This window comes from Algibacter ulvanivorans (assembly GCF_048381495.1).
GTDB lineage: Bacteria > Bacteroidota > Bacteroidia > Flavobacteriales > Flavobacteriaceae > Algibacter_B > Algibacter_B ulvanivorans.
Genome location: NZ_JBLWGD010000001.1, coordinates 813818 through 833368, shown reverse-complemented (window position 1 = coordinate 833368; position 19551 = coordinate 813818). Strand labels below are relative to the sequence as shown.

The window sequence follows — 19551 nt, the reverse complement described above, 5'->3', positions numbered from 1 at the left end:
CGTCAAAATTGGTTAGGTTACAAATGTAGTAAAACTAGAGTTGTTTTAGCAAGTCTTTAATTTCGCTTAACATCATGGCGGTTGCCCCCCAAACTACATAATTGTTTAATTTAAACGCAGGCACCTCTACCTCAACACTATAAGATGTTTTTACTTTTTTTGACATTAACGATTTATGGTCTAAAAAGTGCTCTAAATCTACCTCTATTAGCGCCTCTACCTCTTTATCTTGTTTAATAAATTTTGGTGTATTAGGAGTAATTCCTATAAAAGGTTGCACGTAAAAATTACTTGGCGGGATATAAACTTGCGATATTTTTTGTACAATTTGTACCGTATCGATAGGTACTCCAACCTCTTCAAAAGTTTCTCTTAATGCGGTGTCTTGTAATGAGGCGTCTTGCGTTTCTAACTTACCTCCTGGAAAAGCTACTTGCGCAGAATGTACTCCTTTATAAGTATTTCTTAATATTAAAATAAATGTGGTTTGATTATTTTTGTTCGGATAAAATAATGCCAAAACGCCTGCTTGCTTGGCTTGTTTAATTGCATTGCCTTGCTTTTTTAATAGCTCTTGACGAAATGGTGGCACCATTTTAAAGTGCGATGTTTCGGCTGGTAGTGGTATATTTTTTATTTTTGAAACTGATTTTAAAAACTTTTCAAATTCCATAGTCTATGCGTGCCGTATTATTTTTCTGTTTTTTTGTGTTACTTCTAAATTGTGAAGATAAACAAACTAAAAAGAAAAATACGTCTAAAATAGAAGTTGAAAAACCTATTAAAAAGGAGGTTAAGGTGGTTACCAATGAAGAACCTAAACGCGAATTCCCGAAGTTAAACTCTAAAAGCGCTATGGAGTTTTTTCTAGAGTACGACAAACACCACAAAGAGAATAAGGTACGTATAACAACCGATTTTGGCGAGATTGATATTTTACTTTATAAGGATACTAAGTTTCATAGATCGAATTTTATATGGCTTACTAAACAAGGGTATTTTAACGATACGCAGTTTTATAGGGTGATTGATAATTTTATGATTCAAGCCGGAAATAGTGATGATGTTAAAACGGCTAGAAAGCGATCGTATATTGGAAAATATTTACTACCTCCCGATACTAAACGAGGTTACAAACACGACCGTGGTGTTATTTCTATGCCTAGTAGCGAAATTAGAAATCCACACAAACTGGCTTCGCCTTATGAGTTTTTTATTGTTTGCCAAAAAGGTGGTGCTCATTATTTAGATGGCGATTACACTATTTTTGGGCATGTTATTCGTGGTATGAGTGTGGTTGATAAAATTGCTGCTGTTGAAACGGATGATGGCGACTGGCCAGACAAAAATATTTTTATTAGAAATGTTGAAATTATTGATTAACTAATTTAATAAACTACGTTTTACTTTCTGTATATATTGTTGGCAATGCTATTTTAAACTTTACGGCTAGCAACCTAACTAGAATAACAACAATGCCTGCGATTATAAAAACATAATCGTTTTGTATTGGAAATTCGCGCAAAACAAAATAAGTAACACCTCCTAAAATACAGGCTGTTGCGTAAATTTCTTTTCTAAAAATAACTGGAATTTCGTTGCATAGTATATCGCGTATTACTCCGCCAAAACTAGCGGTCATGGTTCCTAAAGCTATACAAATTAAGGGGTGCAAGTTTGCTTGTAGCCCTTTTTCAATACCTATTAATGTATATAGGCCAATTCCTATGGTATCGAACAAAAAGAGCGAAGTTCTTAAATAATTAATTTTACTTTTAAAAATTATTGCTGCTATTGCCGAACCTAATATTACGTATGCGTATGTGATATCTTTCATCCAACCTACAGGTGTATTTCCTATAAGTAAATCGCGTAAAGTGCCTCCGCCAACCGAGGTTACAAAGGCTATAATGAGAATTCCGAATGGATCCATTTTTTTACTAATTGCTATTAATACCCCCGAAATGGCAAATGCAACGGTTCCTAAAATATCTATGATATAAAACATAATGGTTTTGTTATTCTGTTAATTTTCTTGTGCTTTGCGTTAGGGATTGAGGCATTTGTTGAAGCTCTTTTTGTGTTGTTGCACCTATGCAACACAAAAAAGCGACTGCCGAAAGCCCGACCCTTGTGGTAACGCCCTAAAATTTAATTTTAAAATATCATATTAATGGGTGTAACTTACATATTTTGGGTGTAAAAATTATAGTCTTTTAATATAACATCTATAAACGCTATATCGCTATTTTGTTTTACGTGTTTTATACCTACAACTTCTATTATTTTTTGGCGCAATTTAATTAATGTTTGGTAGTCTTTTGTTGTTTTTGCTACACTAAATGTTTCTTTTATTATTCTGGCATCGTTGTCTGATAGTTTTATAACGTTTGGATAGGTGGGCTTGTAGTTTTCTTTTAAATTTTCTAGAATCGTGTGGCTTATGTTTACTTTGTTTTTTAATCCTATTACAGCGGTTCCTGCTGCCATATCGCCCAAACGTTGCGATTTTTTATTAAATAACATAATGAAAAAGCCTAGCCCGAGAATATAAACATCGACTATTCTGAAAAACCAGCGCACTACATAGTCTGAAAACGAGGCTTGATAGCCATCTATTTTTACTACTCGTATTTTTAAAATACGCTTGCCTAAGGTTTGCCCTTGTAATACCGACTCTAAAACTAAAGAGTAAAACATAACTGGAAAACTTAACATGGTGTTTATGGCTATTTGCGACCATTGATCCATGTTATCGAACGCGCCAAATGCCTGATTTAAAACTAACATGTAGCCTATTTTTATGGCTGTGTCTATAAAAAATGCTAACAACCGTTCGCCTGCGCCTGCGGCTTTAAATGTTATTTTCACATTTTGAGTCGTGTTAATTTGTAACTCTGACATTTTATAATTTATTTTATCAAATATATGAGGGAAGTTGCATTTATTAAGCAAAATAAGGAAAAATGGTTGAGTTTTGAAAAAGCTATTGTTAATAATGATTTTAACAATCCTGATGAACTTGCCTCGCAATATATACATGTTATAAACGACTTGGCTTATGCGCAAACTTATTACCCTAAAAGTAAGGTTATTGCTTATTTAAACCAGTTATCTGCTAATGCTTACCAAAAAATATATAAAACAAAAAGTACGGATACCAATAGAATAATTTCTTTTTGGAAAACCGAAGTGCCTTTAATTTGTTACCAATACCGAAAATTTATTTATATAGCTTTTATCATTTTTTCTGCTTTTACATTTATTGGGGCTATCTCGGCAGCTAACGATGGGGAATTTGTACGCTCGGTTTTGGGTGATAACTACGTAAACATGTCTTTAGAAAACATAGAAGCTGGTAATCCTGTTGCTGTATACAAAAGCGGGAGTAATTGGGGTAGCTTTATTGGCATAACTATTAATAATTTAAAGGTTGGTATTATTGCTTTTGTTTTAGGTGTTTTTCTGGGTATTGGCACACTTTATATTATGTTTAAAAACTGTATTATGCTAGGTTCTTTTCAATATTTCTTTTACGAAAAAGGGGTGTTATGGGAAAGTGTTCGCGGTATCTGGATTCATGGCGCTATGGAAATTTTTGCTATTGTTATTGAGTGTGCTGCCGGTTTAATTTTAGGCGCTAGCATTTTGTTTCCTGCAACACATTCTAGATACACATCGTTTAAAATAGGGGCTAAAACTGGTATTAAAATTTTAATTAGCACATTCCCTTTTACTTTTGCTGCTGGCTTTTTAGAAGGTTTTATTACTCGCTATTCTAATGTTATGCCGCATTGGCTATCGGTTGGTATTATTTTAATAACGCTAAGTATTATTAGCTATTATTATTTAATTTACCCGCATAAAATCCTGAAAAAAATTAGTAAAACCTCTATTTTAAGTCCGTCGTATATTTGAAAATAAATCGTTTACATATATTCTTTTTTTTATTCTTAACACTTTGTTGTGTACGGGTATCTTTTGGTACAAGCACAATACAAAACCCTAAATATAACAGAGCTTTTGACGATGATTTTAAAGAACGCTATAACAGTAGTACGTTTAACTATGAGGGTAAAAAAATAACATCAAACACTCCTAAAGGTTCTGGTAATTATGAAGATTATAAAAAAGGCGAAGTTTATAGTAAAGAACAAAACAACAAAGACTATTTAAATATTAATTTTGGCCCCTACAAATGGTTATTTTACTTAGCCATTGGTTTAGCTGTAGTTTTTTTAGTTTACATTTTAATTAACGAAGGAGGCTCTAACTTATTTACACGCAATAAAAGTAAACCTATTGCCAATTACCACGAGATAACAGCCAATAATATTGAAAACACAGATATTTATATCCTAATAACAAAAGCCGAAAACAATAATGATTATAGGCTTGCTATTAGGTATTATTACCTTCTTGTTTTAAAAACACTAAGCTTAAAAAAACATATAAAATTTGAAGATGATAAAACCAATAATGAATACTTAAACGAGGTAAGCAACAAGCCCTTTAGTAAAGATTTTGCCTATACGTCTTATCTATACAATTACATTTGGTATGGCGAGTTTCCTTTAAATACCGACAAGTACAACAAGGCTAAACATAATTTTTCTAGCTTTTTAAAACAGGTTAAATAATGAAGAAAATTTTCCCTGTACTTATAATTCTTGTTGCTCTAGTAATTACAACCGCTGTTGTTATTGGCACTAAACACACCAAAACCATAGACTGGGAAGAGTCTTTTAACGAAAAAAGTAATAAACCTTACGGAGTAAGCGTGCTTTACAAAGAACTGCCTAAACTATTTAAAAATTATAAGGTAAGAACCGTTTACCACCAACCTGCTAGTTATTTAAATGCAAACTCTAAAGATGGCTTTGGCGAGCATATTGCTAAGGGTAGTTACATTATTATTGGAAATTCCGATTATTTAGAAGACGATTCTATTGATGAATTATTAAGTTTTGTTGATGCTGGAAATACACTATTTATTTCAGATTATTACTTTCCACAAAAAATTCATGACACATTAAATATTAGTGTAGATTATATTAAAAACGAAAAAGATAGTATTTCATATTTATCATTAAAGCATCTTAATATTAAAAACATAAAACTTGATAAAAATACGAGCGACCAGTATTTCTCTGATTTCGATACTTTAAAACACACCGTTTTAGGGCACTCTAAAATTGACTATAAACATATTAATTTTTTAAAAGTTCCGTTTGGTCATGGTAATATTTATCTTCATCTAGAACCCAAAGCCTTTACCAATTACCACATTTTAAAAGACAACCGATATAAATATATTGAAGGTGCATTATCGTATCTACCAAATAACGATGTATATTTCGATTCTTATACAAAAATACAAACAGGTTATAATGGCAATGTTGAAAAAGAATCGAACCTAAGTTGGTTTCTAGAACAATTACCCTTTAAATGGGCATGGTATACCGCTATAGTTTTTGGTATTTTATTTATGATATTTAATGCCAAACGTCGCCAACGCATAATACCAATTATTAAACCTTTACAAAACACTACAATAGCCTTTGTTAAAACCGTATCGAACCTCTACTTTGATACTAAAGACCATAAAAACCTCATTGACAAAAAAATAACGTACTTTTTAGAAAAAATACGTCGCGATTTAAATTTAAACACCAATGTGTTAGACGACAATTTTATAGAAAAGCTAGCCACAAAAACCGGCAAGAAAAAAGACAATGTAAAACCAGTTGTGAATTACATTAATTTAATGAGACAAAAAAAGGAGTTTACTGAAGAAAACCTCATTAAACTTAACACATATATAGAAGCATTTTATTCAAAATAATTATGAACGAAGACAAAACCCACGAAGATTTTTTACCAAAACAAGAAAGCGTAGTATCATCAATTGATGATAGCGCGTTAACTAATGGTGATGATTTAAAGTTTAAAAACCGCTTAGATTTATCTGAACTTCAAGAAAGTGTTAATAAAATAAAACAAGAAATTGGTAAAGTAATTGTAGGACAAAAAGACATGGTAGATATGCTAATTGCTTCGCTTTTAGCCAAAGGACATTCGCTAATAGAAGGTGTTCCTGGTGTTGCAAAAACAGTAACAGCCAAACTTTTAGCAAAATCGTTAAGTGTTGGTTTTAGCAGAATTCAATTCACCCCAGATTTAATGCCAAGCGACATTTTAGGAACATCGGTTTTTAACCTTAAAGATTCGGAATTTGAGTTTAAAAAAGGCCCTATTTTCTCTAACATGATTCTTATTGACGAGATTAATAGAGCACCAGCTAAAACCCAAGCAGCCTTATTTGAAGTTATGGAAGAACAACAAATTACTATTGATGGCAACAAGTTTTTTCTAAATTCACCTTTTATGGTTTTAGCAACCCAAAACCCTGTAGAACAAGAAGGAACATACAGATTACCAGAAGCTCAATTAGACCGATTCCTTTTTAAAATAGATGTCGACTACCCAAATCTAGAAGAAGAAATAGAAATTCTATCTAGAGAACACGAGCTGAAAGACAAAGTAAAAACCGATAAAATCACATCGTTCTTAACAGCAAAACAAATTACTGAATACCAAAATTTAGTATCGCAAGTTTTGGTAGAAGAGCATTTACTAAAATACATAGCACAACTTATTGTGGCCACCAGAAGTAATCAATTTTTATATTTAGGCGCATCACCAAGAGCATCCATAGCCATATTAAAATCGAGTAAAGCATTTGCTGCCATGAGTGGTCGCGATTTTGTAACACCAGAAGATATTAAGCGTGCAGCAATTCCTGTGTTGCATCATAGAGTAATTGTAACGCCAGAGCGTGAAATGGAAGGTGTTTCAAGTAAACAAATTATAAAACAAATTATTGAAACTGTTGAGATACCTAGGTAAATATTCAGCTTTAACTTTAACAAAATTTGAAACGCTTTAAACCCTTCTACATACAACCCCTTTTTTTTTATGCAGGCATTGGCATTGTTGTATTATTTGCGTTAAGTTATTTTATTCCTATACTTTTTAATATTGCCCAGCTCTCTATTTTAGTTTTAATACTGCTTTTTATATTAGATTTTCTAATTGTTTTCATTGGAAAAAATAAAATTGAAGCTTCGCGGGTTTTACCCGATAAGTTTTCTAATGGCGATAAAAATCAAGTATCAATCCATATTAATAACAATTATCCATTTACTATTTACCTTGAAGTTATAGATGAAATACCAGAACAATTTCAAGTACGCGATTTTAAAATAAAAGACAAAATTTTTACCAGAAAACAAAAAACCATTCAATACAATTTAAAACCAACCGAGCGTGGCGAATATTATTTTGGTAGTTTAAATGTTTACGCATCTTCGGTTTTAAACATAGTTGCTAAAAGATTCACTTTTCAAAGTGGCAATATGGTACCAACTTACCCAAGTTTTAAGCAACTTAAAAAATTCGAATTACTAAACATTAATAAAAATGCATTAGAATACGGCCTAAAAAAAGTACGCCGTTTAGGACATACCATGGAGTTCGAGCAGATAAAAGATTATGTTTTAGGAGACGATTTACGAACCATAAATTGGAAAGCTACAGCTAAGAAAAACCAATTAATGGTAAATCAATTTCAAGACGAAAAATCGCAACCCGTATATTCCATTATCGATAAAGGCAGGATTATGAAAATGCCTTTTAATGGCTTAAGCCTTTTAGATTATGCCATTAATGCTTCACTTGTTATAAGTAATGTGGTTTTAAAAAAGCACGATAAAGCAGGCATGTTGTCTTTTTCAAAACGCATAGAAAATGTTGTAATTGCAGAACGACGAAGCACGCAAATGCAATTAATTCTAGAAGCGCTTTACAATATTAAAACAGATTTTTTTGAAAGCGATTTTAGCAGATTATACACCAATATAAAAAAACATATAACGCACCGAAGCTTAATTTTAATGTATACCAATTTTGAAACTCTAGACGGTTTAGAGCGCCAACTCCCCTACTTAAAAGCCATTGCAAAAAACCACATGCTGGTTGTTATATTCTTTAAAAACACAGAATTAAATACGCTTATACATAATAAAGCCCAAACAACAGAACAAGTATACAACAAAGTAATAGCCGAAAAATTTGCATTCGAAAAACGCCTTATAGTAAACGAATTAAAAAAATACGGTATTCACTCAATTCTTACAACCCCCGAACAACTAACCATAAATACCATAAACAAATACCTAGAAATAAAAGCCCGAGGGTTACTTTAAAACAATAAAAAACACTTTTTAATTATGGCGTTACCACAAGGGTCGGGCTTTCACTACTCGCTCCCTCCTACGTCGGGGAGCTCAAACACGCCGTTCAATCCCTAACGCAAGTTTATTTGCTAACCTATGTATTTAATTTAAAGTTGGCTTTCCTTTTTTAGAGGTTCGCTTATCTATTTTTCATAAAGCTAGTTATAAAAACAAAAATTTAACAACATTAAACTATGTGTTAAAACCGTAACAATAAAACACCCTTACCTGTGTTTCATTTAAATAATATTAAATTCTGCTATACTTTTTATAACTTATTTTTCTTAATTACAGTTAGTTTTTTCCTTTAGTAAAATTAGAATCTGGTCTAATAAAAGGTTTAGACAAAAAATTGTCAGCTATTTTATTGAATAAATCTGGATTCTCTCTAGGTGTAAAATGAGTTTCCCCAGGCATAATGCAAAGGTGAGCGTTAGGAATATTTTCAAATATTTCAACCGAATGTTCATTTTTAATAACATCCTTATCGCCAGCCATAATTAATACTTTGGCTTTTATTTTCGATAATTCAGATGTTTCAATATTCGGTTGATTTAACAATAACCCAACAACTTGTTTCCCCAGTTTCCAAGGTTTAGCTGTGTCCTTAACTTGAATTTTATATTCAATAAAATCCATCATTTTTGAAACTTCAGTAATTGCCCAAGAATTAACAGCAGTAGTATCTGGTCTTAAATTTGCGCCCATTGTAACCATTTTATTGAAATTATGTTTTGAAGAAATTCCCATCATTAAGCCAATAATTCCACCATCACTCCATCCTATTACATTTATAGAATCTAATTTTAAATGGTTTATAAGTCCCTCCCAATCTTTTGCCATTTGGGTATAAGTTAAAGAATCTGTTTTCAACTCCGATTTACCATGTCCCCTACCATCTGCTACAATCACACGATATTTTTTCTTGAAATATTCAATCTGATTACCCATAGATGCTATATCGCCACTATTACCATGTATTAGTAAAAGAGGTTTACCTTTCCCGTATTCTTCATAGTATATTTTTGCTCCATTAATAGTTACATAAGTTCCTATCTCTTGGTTATTACCATAAGGAGTATCAAACTTAGTTTCAGGTCGGCCTTGCGCATTTCCAATATTGAAAACTAAAAAATAAATAAGGATGCTTAATAATCTACTTGCTTTTTTCATATTGTTAATTTTAATTAATAGCTTATAGCCACAAAATTATTTTAATGTTTCATATCCTACAGCAAACTAATTTAGCTGATTTTTTTTACAAAATCAACTAAAATTAATTTGGTTTAAACAGTTCGTTACAACACAGCATAAAAAAAGCAACCATTTTCATGATTGCTTTAATTAGCTAGTAATCAGTAGTAAATCGTAAAAACTAACCTTAATTCTTTAATTTAGACGGTTTAACTTAACCAAGCTTTCATCATCCAAACCGTTTTTTCTTGCTCGGTAATAAAATCGCTCATTAAAGCATTTGTACCTTCATCATTAGCATCACCAGATTTATCTAAAATTTCTCTTTCAATTTTTAATAATTCGGTAAGAGAATCTACAATTAATTTAACTGCTTTCTCATCTTCAGATACATTTTTGCCAACTGGTACCTGTGCTTTAGCAGAATAATCGTTAAATGTATGCAATGGTGTTTCTCCTAAAGTTAATATACGCTCTGCAATTTCATCTACTTTTATGTTAGCATCGGTATAAAGCTCTTCAAACTTAACATGCAAATCGAAAAAACGTTTTCCTTTAATATTCCAATGTATGCCGCGTAAATTCTGGTAATATATTTGAAAATTTGCTAACAAATTATTTAAATCGGCTGCTACATCTTTTGTTTTGTTGGTATCTAAACCAATACTATTTAGTGTTATCATAATCTATATATTTATTTGGTACCACAAATTTATTTTATAATTAACGCTTAATTCTATAAATTTTATTGATAGTTTTTATATTTTTATAGCCTAAATTGATAACAATGACTATTACCCAATTATATTATGTTTTGGCAGTTGCCGAAAACCAAAACTTTACCAAAGCTGCAGAAAAATGTTTTGTAACGCAACCAACATTAAGTATGCAAATTCAAAAACTTGAAGACCAACTCGATGTTCAAATTTTCGACCGCAGTAAAAAACCAATAGAACTTACCGAAGTAGGGAAAAAAATTGTTACCCAAGCTAGAAATATAGTAAACGAATCGTACCGTATACAAGATATTGTAGACCAACAAAAAGGGTTTATTGGTGGCGAATTTAAACTTGGTATTATACCTACGGTAATGCCAACTTTACTTCCTATGTTTTTAAAAAGTTTTATAAAAAAACATCCAAAAGTTAAACTTAAAATAGAAGAGCTTACTACCGAAGAAATAATAACCAGAATAAAAGATGGGCATTTAGATGCTGCAATAGCCGCAACACCTTTAGAAGACGAAAACATTAAAGAGCGCGTACTATATTTCGAGCCTTTTGTAAGCTACATTCCTAAAGGACATCGCTTACATACCAACAAAAAAATTGAAGTTTCAGATTTAGATGTAGCCGACATGCTATTACTAGAAGATGGACATTGCTTTAGAGATGGCGTTATTAATTTATGTAAAGCATTTAAAAACCATGCCGATGATAAATTTCAACTAGAAAGTGGTAGTATAGAAACTTTAGTTAAACTTTCTGATGAAGGCTTAGGCATGACGCTTCTACCTTATTTACACACCCTAGATATTAAAGAAAAAGAACATTTACATTATTTTAACGAGCCTGCACCTGCACGAGAAGTTAGTATAATTTACCATAAAAGCGAATTGAAAATGCAAATTATAGAAGCCCTACAAGATGTTATTTCTGGTATTATTAGAGGCGCTATTGCTTTTCAAAATGTTAAAATAATAAGCCCTTTACCAAAAAAGTAAAAGGCTTATTAATGCCATTATAAGGCAAAGTTAACATACAAAGAAAACCTGTTTTTAGATTCTACATTACCACCAAATAAATTTTGAGAAATGGGTAAAGTATAATGTGCTCCAAAAATAAATTTTTCTGTAGCCAGCTCAGACCCTATGGTTGCATTTACAATATTGCCATGGGTATCTTTTAAGGTTTCTCCGTATTGCTTTATTTTGTTATAAATATCGCCAGAAACCCCAACAAAAGGCATGATATTATAAGTTTGTTTAGGAAACATAGTAAAAAAGTTTGTAGCATAACTAAACTGATTTCCAAACTGATACTCATTTTTATTTTCGCCCTTTACATAGTAAGTTACTAGTGTATTTACTCCAAACTTATTGGTACCATAATTATAACCTAAAGAAAAAATGCCATCAAAACTTCCTGTTCCTACTTGAAAACCAGGGTTTACATTATTGGCTAAGGCTTCTTCAAACTTGCCCGTTGGTAATTTTACACCCAAACCAAATTGAATGGAATGACCTGACGGTTCGCGCTCGGTACTATATGTTAACGAGTCGCTTTCTTTTTTATAAAATTTTAGCTTATACCAGCCTATTACACTAGCGTCTCCAATACCATTTAAGTTCTCGGTGTTTTGGTTTACACGTTTTCTGCTTAAATCTTGATAAGGTACATTTAAGCTTACATAAAAAGAATTATTTACTGGCAATTGTGCCCAAAGCTGGTAATTATTAAAAGTCTCTTCACTTTTTGGCGAATTATTAAAAATACCGTCTTTAGACTCGAAATTTTGATAAATGTAACGCAAACCAATAAAATTAGCATTACTTAAAGTACCAAAACCAAAACTACCGCTACTTGTAGAGCAGCCACACAAATCGCAGGCTGGACTTAATGGTTTATAAACATGTGTTTCGCATGGCGGGTCTATATTATGTGCATGTACTGTGAATACAGATAGCAATAACGTAAATATTAATATGTATTGTTTAAAATTCTGAAAATCTTTCATCTGTTAAAAATTCATTATCTGTTAGTGTTTTCAGAAAAGCGATAAGGCTTTCTTTTTCATATTCTGTTAGTGTTATACCCAGGCTACCATCTTCTCTTTTTAAAACAGCATCAACATCGCCACCATTTTCTACCACACCAGAGCTATAAAAGTTTAATACCGCATTTAAAGAAGAAAATCTTCCGTCGTGCATATAAGGTTTAGAAACTTCTACATTTCTTAGGCTTGGTACTTTAAACTTATATAAATCGTTGGGGTTTTCAAAAATGGCAAAACGTCCAACATCATCTATTTTAGGGTTAACGGGCAATCCTGTATTCCTATAACTTTGGTCTGTAAACAAATCGGTTGCATGGCATGTAGCGCATTTATTTTTAAAAGTTTTTAGCCCATCCAATTCGGTTTGATTAAAGGTTACATTATCCTCTTGCCTTACATATTTATCGTATTTTGAGTTTGACGACACCATCATAATCATAAATTGTGATAAAGCTTTTAGCATATTTTCACTATTTATCTCGCCGTTTTCAAATGCTTTTTCAAATTGGCTTTTATAATAATTATCTGCCTTTAATTTTGCAATTACATTACTTAGAGTTTCTCCCATTTCTACATCGCTTGTTAGTGGTATAATAGGTTGCAAATCTAAATGAGTAGCTGCGCCATCCCACATAAATTCTGATTGATAAGCTAAATTTTGAATAGGCTGCGCATTTCTTCTACCTATACCACCATTTAAACCATGGCTTACTGTATGTTCATGGTGCGTAAAAGCAAAGGCTTGCTCATGGCAAAAGGCACATGGTATGGCATTATTAGCCGATAATTTACCTTCGTAAAATAGTTTTTTACCAAGTTCGAAACCAGCTTCGGTAACTTGGTTATTATCCAAATTATAGACTATTTCTGGGAAGTTTAATGGTAACTCAACCTCTAACGGTACTGGAACATACGTATTAATATCTGATGATTTAGAGCATCCAACAACACCAAGTGTTACAATAATTAAAATTATTTTTTTCATAAGAAAATAAGTCCATTGAAAAGCTTTCCTTGTCAATGGACTTTATTAAATTTATTCGTTATGTACGTGGTGTACAGAAAACATAGACGCTACATTTGCTGCAATAATTGGAGTTTCAACCTCATCAACATGAACTTGATCGTAACCATCTACAAAGTTAACAGAAGTTACACCATTAAATACCTTCATAATATCTGCTTTAATATGCACCTCTGGTGTTTTATCTTCTCTTACCAATACATTATTTGGTAAACTTAAAGTGGTTTCTTTATAATTATCTAAAGAGGTTCCTACACTTCCCATATGAAGGTTTAACCCTTCGTCTGTTAATGTACTTGTAGAGTATGTACCATCTAGCCTTATAAATTTATAACCTGTTGCCCAACTCCACAACATACCTTCTGTTTCGGCTTCGGTTAAAAAATTGCCTTGTCCTTCTGCTCCTAAAGCAAAACGCTCTTGGTCTATACCTATTCCAAAAGTAATTTCGGTATAATTTGCGGCATCTATACCGCTTAAAGTCACCTTTATTTCGCCTGCCGTATTTCCTTTTGCTTCATTAACTATAAAGGCATTTTTTTCTGAGGGATACATATATATATTACCGTCTGTATCTTTTAAACGAATATTACTTATTATATATTTTAAGGTTTCAAGTTTAAAAGACTCGTTGTTTGATTTACTGTAAGATGTACCAAAAATAAAGTCTTGATCTTCTACTCCGTTATCGAATTTTAAAACTAGGTTACCTGTTTGTCCTGTTAAATTATTTGTATTATCGTCGTCTGAACTACATGACACTATTATTGCGCATAACAAAAGCGCAAATGTAAATTTTAAGAATTTCATTTGTTTGTATAAGTTTTAAGCACAAGTCGCTTATTTATGCGTATGCTTAAATTGTTGTAAAATATTTTAAATTTTAAAGCTGAATAGCTTTATCTGGAAAAAATTTTAACACATTGGAGGTCTAAAACACTTATAATTAAAACTATAACTATAACTTTGATTATATAGGTGTTTAACTCTTTTATCCAATAATGGTAGATTCGTATTAATCGTAAAATTTGAAAGATTTTCGAAAAAAACTAATGAGAAAACTTCTGAAGTTATTTTAAATGCATTATCCTTTTCTTGAGATTTAGTTTCAAGTTGTAATTGCTTTGCTAAATGACATTTACCATTACAGGCTAATTCAATTTTTTCTTTATTTACGCAATATACTTCGGTTATATATTCTATGTTTAATTGGTAGTAAGCTAAAAAACACAAATTATATATTGGCTTTATAGTAAAGGCAAGTAATAGTATAAAAATGGATAGCTTTTTCAATTTTTAAAAATATAGAATGCAAAGATAAATAACTTTTAAATGCTTTTTTTAAATACGTGTACCAAATTATGTTAAAATAAAAAAGCGACCTTTAAGTCGCTTCTTGTTATTGTTTTAAATAGATTAAACATTGGTTTAGCTCCGGGTTTTGCTGTACAAGAGAATGAATATAAATTTTAAGCTCTTCAATCTCGTAAGGCAATAATCTTTGTAGTGCCTTTTGTACTTCTTTGCAAAACAACGTAGCGTCAAAACTAACTTTATTAAGTACAGTTTTAGTATACTCTAGCATTGCTCTTGCCATGATTGTGTTAAGGTTTAAGGGTTTTGATAATAGTAGATTTGTTTAATAGGCTTTTGCTTAATTCCTGTCTAAATTAGTGAAAAATTAATCAACAAAAACAATTTTACATAAAATTAACACAAAACAAAAAGCCTAAAATTTTAATTTTAGGCTTTTAGATGCACTATACAATACTAGTCATTAACTACTTTACTATAATTTTTTGGGTATATATTTTATCTTTACTAATCATTCTTAATATGTAAGCTCCAGCAGATTTATCTTGTAGTGATATCACAGCATTAGATGTATTAACCTCCCCTTTAAGCACCTGTTCTCCTATCAAATTGTACACATAATACTCTGCGCTATCAGTATTTGATAGTTTAACATTTAAAATACCATTTGATACTGGGTTTGGATATAAAATTGGCGCATTTGTGTCTGTAAAAGAAACATGATGTGCTGTAAGTGTAGAGTTACTTAAATCTGTTTCCCAACTACCTCTTCCGTAAGTAGCTGCTCTAAGTTTTCCTGTAGTTGAAGATGTGTAAAATATTTCCAAATCTTGAACTGCACATTTTGGCAAATCAGTTAAAAAAGGAACAGCAGAAGCTATCTGATTATCGATAGCATATACTCCTAAATCTGCACCAACATAAATCTCATCGTTCACGCTATCATTTCTATAAACCACCGTATTCATTGGAATATTTGGCAACCCGTTAGACATATTTATCCAATTGGCACCACCATCTGTAGTTTTATAAACTTTTTCACCATCTGCATATCCAGAAAACACTACCCATACTTTATTTTCATCTGTATTAGAAATTGCTAAATTCTTCAATTTAGCTAGGCTAACTGGCAATCCTGATGAAATATCGCTCCAAGTTGATCCAGCGTTTGTAGATTTAGAAATTATATTTTCTTTAATTACATAGATAATTGAATTATTACTAGGCGCAATTTCAAATCTTAAAATATTTTTTGCCCCAGGACTTGGCGCTGTAGTTCCTGTTTTTTCAAAAGAAGCAGTACCACTTGAAGCTGCCGAAAACAAATCTGATGATTTATATAAAAATGGTCTTCCTCCTAAATAAACAAGGTCGGCATTACTTGGATCTTGATGAATAGGACTAAACCATTCTGTTTCCGAACCATCAGGAAACATATGGTATGGATGAGAATCCCACGGAATATCATTAGAAGTAACACCACCATCTGTAGTATAAAAAAACTGTCCATTTGTGGTAGATGACACTATAAATTCGCTGTTAGCATCAACTCTATCAAAAAATCCGTCTTCTCCATCACCTCCGCTTAATACTGTCCAACTTCCATTATTATATTTTAAAGAACCAATATCTTGCAATCCAGCAAAGAAAATATCTTGATTTGTTGCAGATGTTGAGATACTAGTTTGTTGCCCCACTGCTATATTTGCTGTAATATCCGTCCAAGTAGCACCATCATCTGTAGTTTTAGATATACCACCATCACAAGTCGTAAAAAAGGTTGTATTGTTTCCACCTGGCATATATTCAATATATATAATATCTGCATGAATATATGGCTCTGGATCTCTATTACTATCAGGATAGTCTGGATTAAAACCTAACCACGATGTTATACGTGTCCAACTTGTACCGCCATTTGTAGATTGCCATTGGTTAATACCACCAATAGTTATTTTATTTTTATCAACAGGAGAAACCACAATAGCTAAATCATGAAATGCTTGACCACCGTTCCAACCTTCGGTAGGGGAAGCAGGTGGATTCGCATCAGAGTGCAAAATATTAGGAGTACTTGCCGTAGTTTCATAAACTAATGAAAACGTATCTCCACTATCTGTAGATTTATAAACGCCTTTAAGACCTCCATCATTATTCCCAACAATAGCATAAACATAAGTATTATCATGTGCAGTAACTGCTAATTCAATCCTTTGAACATCTGACGTTGGAATTCCAGTAGCTGTAGCCCAAGTTACCCCATTATCAGTAGACTTATAAATATAACCAGCAGAACCATCTGTACTAGCAGTATAAACAACATTAGAATTCCCTGGTTTAAATTCAATATCGCTAAACGCTTCTACAAAAGGTGTTGTTAAAGTACTGCTTGCCCAACCATCGGTAGTTCTAAATACGCCACCATCGGTAGAGACCATCATAACCTGTGCATTATTTGGATCCATCACAATTTTTGAAATTCTATAATTATCTGCAACACCACTAGTACCAACTGTCCAAACCAATCCTGTTGTATTCCAGTTTGCACCACCATCTGTAGATTTCATTACACCAATACTTGTTCGGTCGCTCTCTCTATCTCCTGTTGCTAAATACATTGCTTGTGTATTGTTAGGGTCTATAACTAAACCTGAACAACCTATAATTGGCAAATAATCTGTGTTAGTTGTCCAAGACGTTCCGCCATTGGTTGTTTTCCATAAGCCACCATCTGGTGCGCCAACATACATTGTTGTTGAAGGATTAATAGGATCGAAGGTTACAAAGTTTATTCTTCCTGAACCAGAATCGTACCCTGAAGCAATAGCATTTTGGTTTAAAGAAACCCAACTTGAAGTTGCTATTAAGGCGTTCTTTTGGCTATTTGCATTTTTAGCTAAATTATCATTATATTTTTTTTGCCACGATATGAAATTAGGATATGTATTAGCAGGTAAAGACATATCTCCTGAAGGGTAAATTTTATCTTCTATTTGATTTTCCCAACGTTTAAAAATTTTATAGCCTTGTCCTTTTTGTGGCGTTTTATTTTTCCAATATTTATTAAACTTTGTTTTTACGTCGTAAAACGTTTCTTTTTTACTTGTTCCCATTTTTGTCCAACTCTTATCGTCCTGCCCGAACGCTGAAATTGAGAAAAATAAAGCTAACCCAAGAACATAGAAATTTTTCATATTTATAGTAAATTAATGTTTCCACAAATATGAATAAGATTAGGAATACAATAACTACATTAAACTACGCACTTACCACACGTAATAATAAACACAAGGGGTTACAAGCTTTTTTAAAACGTTATTTTAACTATCAACCTCTAACTGAAAGGAATTAGTTAAATAATCTGTTAGATTTAAACCTAGCGATTTGACATCTAACTTGTTTGAAATACGATATCTTTTACTTTCTATTGCTCGAGTTGAAGTATTTAAAAAAACCGCTATTTCTTTACTTTTAAAACCCATAAACAGGTAGTAACAAGTAATAACTTCTGATGCATTTAAATTAGGATGCTTATTGGATAGCTCATTAAAAAACTCGACATTAAGGTCGCAGATTAGCTCTAAATGATTTTCACTTTTTGACAGTAATGTTGCAGAATTATGATGTAGATTTTTATACAATTCCTTAACACGGTAGTGCTGATTATTTTTATCGTTAATTCTTGAAATATTTTTTATTTCTTTTTTTACATCTGAAAGATAACCTTCCATTCCTTTAAGTTTCACTTTTAATCTTTCATGATTATTTTGAAGAAATGAATATTCTTCTTTTCGCTTAGAAAAATCGTTTAAAAGGTTTTTGATGTGTTTATATCGCGCCAAAACAAAAGCTACAAAACCAAGTAACAACACAACCAAAATTATGATCCAATTCCTGTTAGCATATTTCTTATCTGTTTCTTCTTCTAAACTTTGAACCGTTTCAATTAAGGATTCATTAATATTAAAACTGGCATCAACAGTTTCATGAATCAAGTTTTGTTGAAAAATTTTTAATGAATCGATATAATTACTTTTCATCTTTAAATTATTAGAAATATTGAAGTAAGTAATATGGTTTTTATAAAAATCTTCTATATCAGAATCGTTCATATATGCTCGCATAGTACCAGCTTTATTAAGATATAACTGTCCCGAAACCAGCAATTTATTGTTTAGATATCGCTCTGCCATACTATTATACAAAGTAACCTTATGCTTTTTATAAAGATATGGCGATATAGTAGTATCATGTTCTAAGTTTTTAAATTTATTGAAGTAAGCGCTGTAGTTTAACTCATCATTTAAATGAATGTAATTAGTAATTAGCATATATAACGCGTACATATAATAATACTGATCACTTTTTATAGATTTATAGTGATCTAGTTTTGATTCAATTAAGGCATTACTTTTTTTGTAATTATTATTGTAGAACTCGACAAAAGCTCCCATTTGCATAACTTCCGTTAGTCCGTTTTGATCATTTTCTAGGTTATAAAACTTTTGGGCTTTTTTTAAGTAATCGAAAGCCACCGAATCTTTACGAACTAAATACAGGTTGTAAAACAACTCTAAAGAAGCAGAACCAGCTATATCATACTTTTCTTCTTTTTCGGCATGTTTAAGTGCCAAAATATTATAATGATAAACTTCTGCTTGTTGATTGAGTTGATTACTAATTACAGCTTTTAAATAGTAATAATCTGCTATTTTACCTGTAATGTTTTGGTTTATAGGTTTTGGAATTGAATCTAAAAATGTACTGGCTAATTTAGGCCGGTTATCTATATGATTATTGGCAGAGTCGATATACTTTGCATAAGATTCTATTGCTTTATTTTGCGCTATTACAGAAGCGTTAATAACACTAATAAAAAGTACTAAAAAAGGGAGCCATTTTATTTTCAACTGAAAAATATTTTTGACAATTAACGTCAATTTACAG

19 protein-coding genes are annotated in these 19551 nt (G+C 31.7%); 7 read left to right on the top strand and 12 right to left on the bottom strand.

Annotated elements, in window-relative coordinates; all coding sequences use genetic code 11:
- Positions 1 to 34 precede the first annotated feature (34 nt).
- Positions 35 to 673 (bottom strand): NUDIX hydrolase, encoded by a 639-nt coding sequence (locus tag ACNG5D_RS03890; RefSeq protein WP_418182176.1) that lies wholly within the window; start codon positions 671 to 673, stop codon positions 35 to 37.
- 5 nt (positions 674 to 678) lie between these two features.
- On the opposite strand from ACNG5D_RS03890, the gene ACNG5D_RS03885 reads away from it, so the two are divergent.
- Entirely contained in the window at positions 679 to 1383 is a 705-nt protein-coding gene (locus ACNG5D_RS03885; RefSeq protein ID WP_418182175.1) for a peptidylprolyl isomerase, read from the top strand.
- Between the two features lie 13 nt (positions 1384 to 1396).
- Here the strand turns inward: ACNG5D_RS03885 and ACNG5D_RS03880 are convergent, their stop codons facing one another.
- Positions 1397 to 2008 carry a trimeric intracellular cation channel family protein gene (locus ACNG5D_RS03880; RefSeq protein WP_418182174.1) on the bottom strand — a complete coding sequence of 204 codons (612 nt, stop codon included), beginning with the start codon at positions 2006 to 2008 and terminating at the stop codon, positions 1397 to 1399.
- Between the two features lie 176 nt (positions 2009 to 2184).
- The gene (locus tag ACNG5D_RS03875; RefSeq protein ID WP_418182173.1) at positions 2185 to 2904 is read right to left on the bottom strand and encodes an RDD family protein; all 720 of its coding nucleotides are present in this window, start codon (positions 2902 to 2904) and stop codon (positions 2185 to 2187) included.
- Positions 2905 to 2928: 24 nt separating this feature from the next.
- Between ACNG5D_RS03875 and ACNG5D_RS03870 the strand changes: the two genes are divergently transcribed.
- Genes ACNG5D_RS03870 through ACNG5D_RS03850 form a run of 5 tightly spaced genes read left to right on the top strand, consistent with a single transcriptional unit; the run spans position 2929 to position 8267 of the window.
- The gene (locus ACNG5D_RS03870) at positions 2929 to 3918 is read left to right on the top strand and encodes a stage II sporulation protein M (protein WP_418182172.1); all 990 of its coding nucleotides are present in this window, start codon (positions 2929 to 2931) and stop codon (positions 3916 to 3918) included.
- Positions 3915 to 4640, top strand: coding sequence for a hypothetical protein (locus ACNG5D_RS03865; protein WP_418182171.1), 726 nt, complete (start codon positions 3915 to 3917; stop codon positions 4638 to 4640). The genes ACNG5D_RS03870 and ACNG5D_RS03865 overlap by 4 nt, the downstream gene beginning before the upstream one ends.
- Complete coding sequence (locus tag ACNG5D_RS03860; protein ID WP_418182170.1) at positions 4640 to 5845, top strand: DUF4350 domain-containing protein; 1206 nt, start codon at positions 4640 to 4642, stop codon at positions 5843 to 5845. Before ACNG5D_RS03865 ends, ACNG5D_RS03860 begins: the two co-directional genes overlap by 1 nt.
- Positions 5846 to 5847: 2 nt before the next feature.
- The gene (locus tag ACNG5D_RS03855; RefSeq protein ID WP_418182169.1) at positions 5848 to 6909 is read left to right on the top strand and encodes an AAA family ATPase; all 1062 of its coding nucleotides are present in this window, start codon (positions 5848 to 5850) and stop codon (positions 6907 to 6909) included.
- A 26-nt stretch (positions 6910 to 6935) separates the two neighbouring features.
- Positions 6936 to 8267, top strand: a complete 1332-nt coding sequence (locus tag ACNG5D_RS03850) for a DUF58 domain-containing protein (protein WP_418182168.1) — start codon at positions 6936 to 6938, stop codon at positions 8265 to 8267.
- A gap of 324 nt (positions 8268 to 8591) precedes the next feature.
- Here ACNG5D_RS03850 and ACNG5D_RS03845 read toward each other — a convergent pair whose 3' ends face one another.
- Positions 8592 to 9470, bottom strand: a complete 879-nt coding sequence (locus tag ACNG5D_RS03845) for an alpha/beta fold hydrolase (RefSeq protein WP_418182167.1) — start codon at positions 9468 to 9470, stop codon at positions 8592 to 8594.
- A gap of 230 nt (positions 9471 to 9700) precedes the next feature.
- Positions 9701 to 10171: a Dps family protein gene (locus ACNG5D_RS03840; RefSeq protein ID WP_418182490.1), complete on the bottom strand. Its 471-nt coding sequence runs from the start codon at positions 10169 to 10171 to the stop codon at positions 9701 to 9703.
- Between the two features lie 107 nt (positions 10172 to 10278).
- Here ACNG5D_RS03840 and ACNG5D_RS03835 point away from each other — a divergent pair, with 107 nt between their 5' ends.
- On the top strand, positions 10279 to 11214 hold the full coding sequence (locus tag ACNG5D_RS03835; protein ID WP_418182166.1) for a hydrogen peroxide-inducible genes activator: 936 nt from the start codon (positions 10279 to 10281) through the stop codon (positions 11212 to 11214).
- 17 nt (positions 11215 to 11231) lie between these two features.
- On the opposite strand, the gene ACNG5D_RS03830 is transcribed toward ACNG5D_RS03835, so the two are convergent.
- The 7 genes from ACNG5D_RS03830 to ACNG5D_RS03800 form a co-directional block, all read right to left on the bottom strand.
- On the bottom strand, positions 11232 to 12227 hold the full coding sequence (locus ACNG5D_RS03830) for a transporter family protein (protein WP_418182165.1): 996 nt from the start codon (positions 12225 to 12227) through the stop codon (positions 11232 to 11234).
- A complete protein-coding gene (locus ACNG5D_RS03825; protein ID WP_418182164.1) occupies positions 12205 to 13251 on the bottom strand; it encodes a cytochrome-c peroxidase in 1047 nt (348 codons plus the stop codon). The genes ACNG5D_RS03830 and ACNG5D_RS03825 overlap by 23 nt, the downstream gene beginning before the upstream one ends.
- 51 nt (positions 13252 to 13302) lie before the next feature.
- Positions 13303 to 14100, bottom strand: a complete 798-nt coding sequence (locus ACNG5D_RS03820) for an MbnP family protein (RefSeq protein WP_418182163.1) — start codon at positions 14098 to 14100, stop codon at positions 13303 to 13305.
- Positions 14101 to 14205: 105 nt separating this feature from the next.
- Positions 14206 to 14583, bottom strand: coding sequence for a hypothetical protein (locus tag ACNG5D_RS03815; RefSeq protein WP_418182162.1), 378 nt, complete (start codon positions 14581 to 14583; stop codon positions 14206 to 14208).
- A gap of 106 nt (positions 14584 to 14689) precedes the next feature.
- Positions 14690 to 14887 carry a hypothetical protein gene (locus tag ACNG5D_RS03810; protein ID WP_418182161.1) on the bottom strand — a complete coding sequence of 66 codons (198 nt, stop codon included), beginning with the start codon at positions 14885 to 14887 and terminating at the stop codon, positions 14690 to 14692.
- A gap of 184 nt (positions 14888 to 15071) precedes the next feature.
- Complete coding sequence (locus ACNG5D_RS03805; protein WP_418182160.1) at positions 15072 to 17798, bottom strand: T9SS type A sorting domain-containing protein; 2727 nt, start codon at positions 17796 to 17798, stop codon at positions 15072 to 15074.
- Positions 17799 to 17924: 126 nt separating this feature from the next.
- Positions 17925 to 19514, bottom strand: coding sequence for a helix-turn-helix transcriptional regulator (locus tag ACNG5D_RS03800; RefSeq protein ID WP_418182159.1), 1590 nt, complete (start codon positions 19512 to 19514; stop codon positions 17925 to 17927).
- Positions 19515 to 19551: the final 37 nt, after the last annotated feature.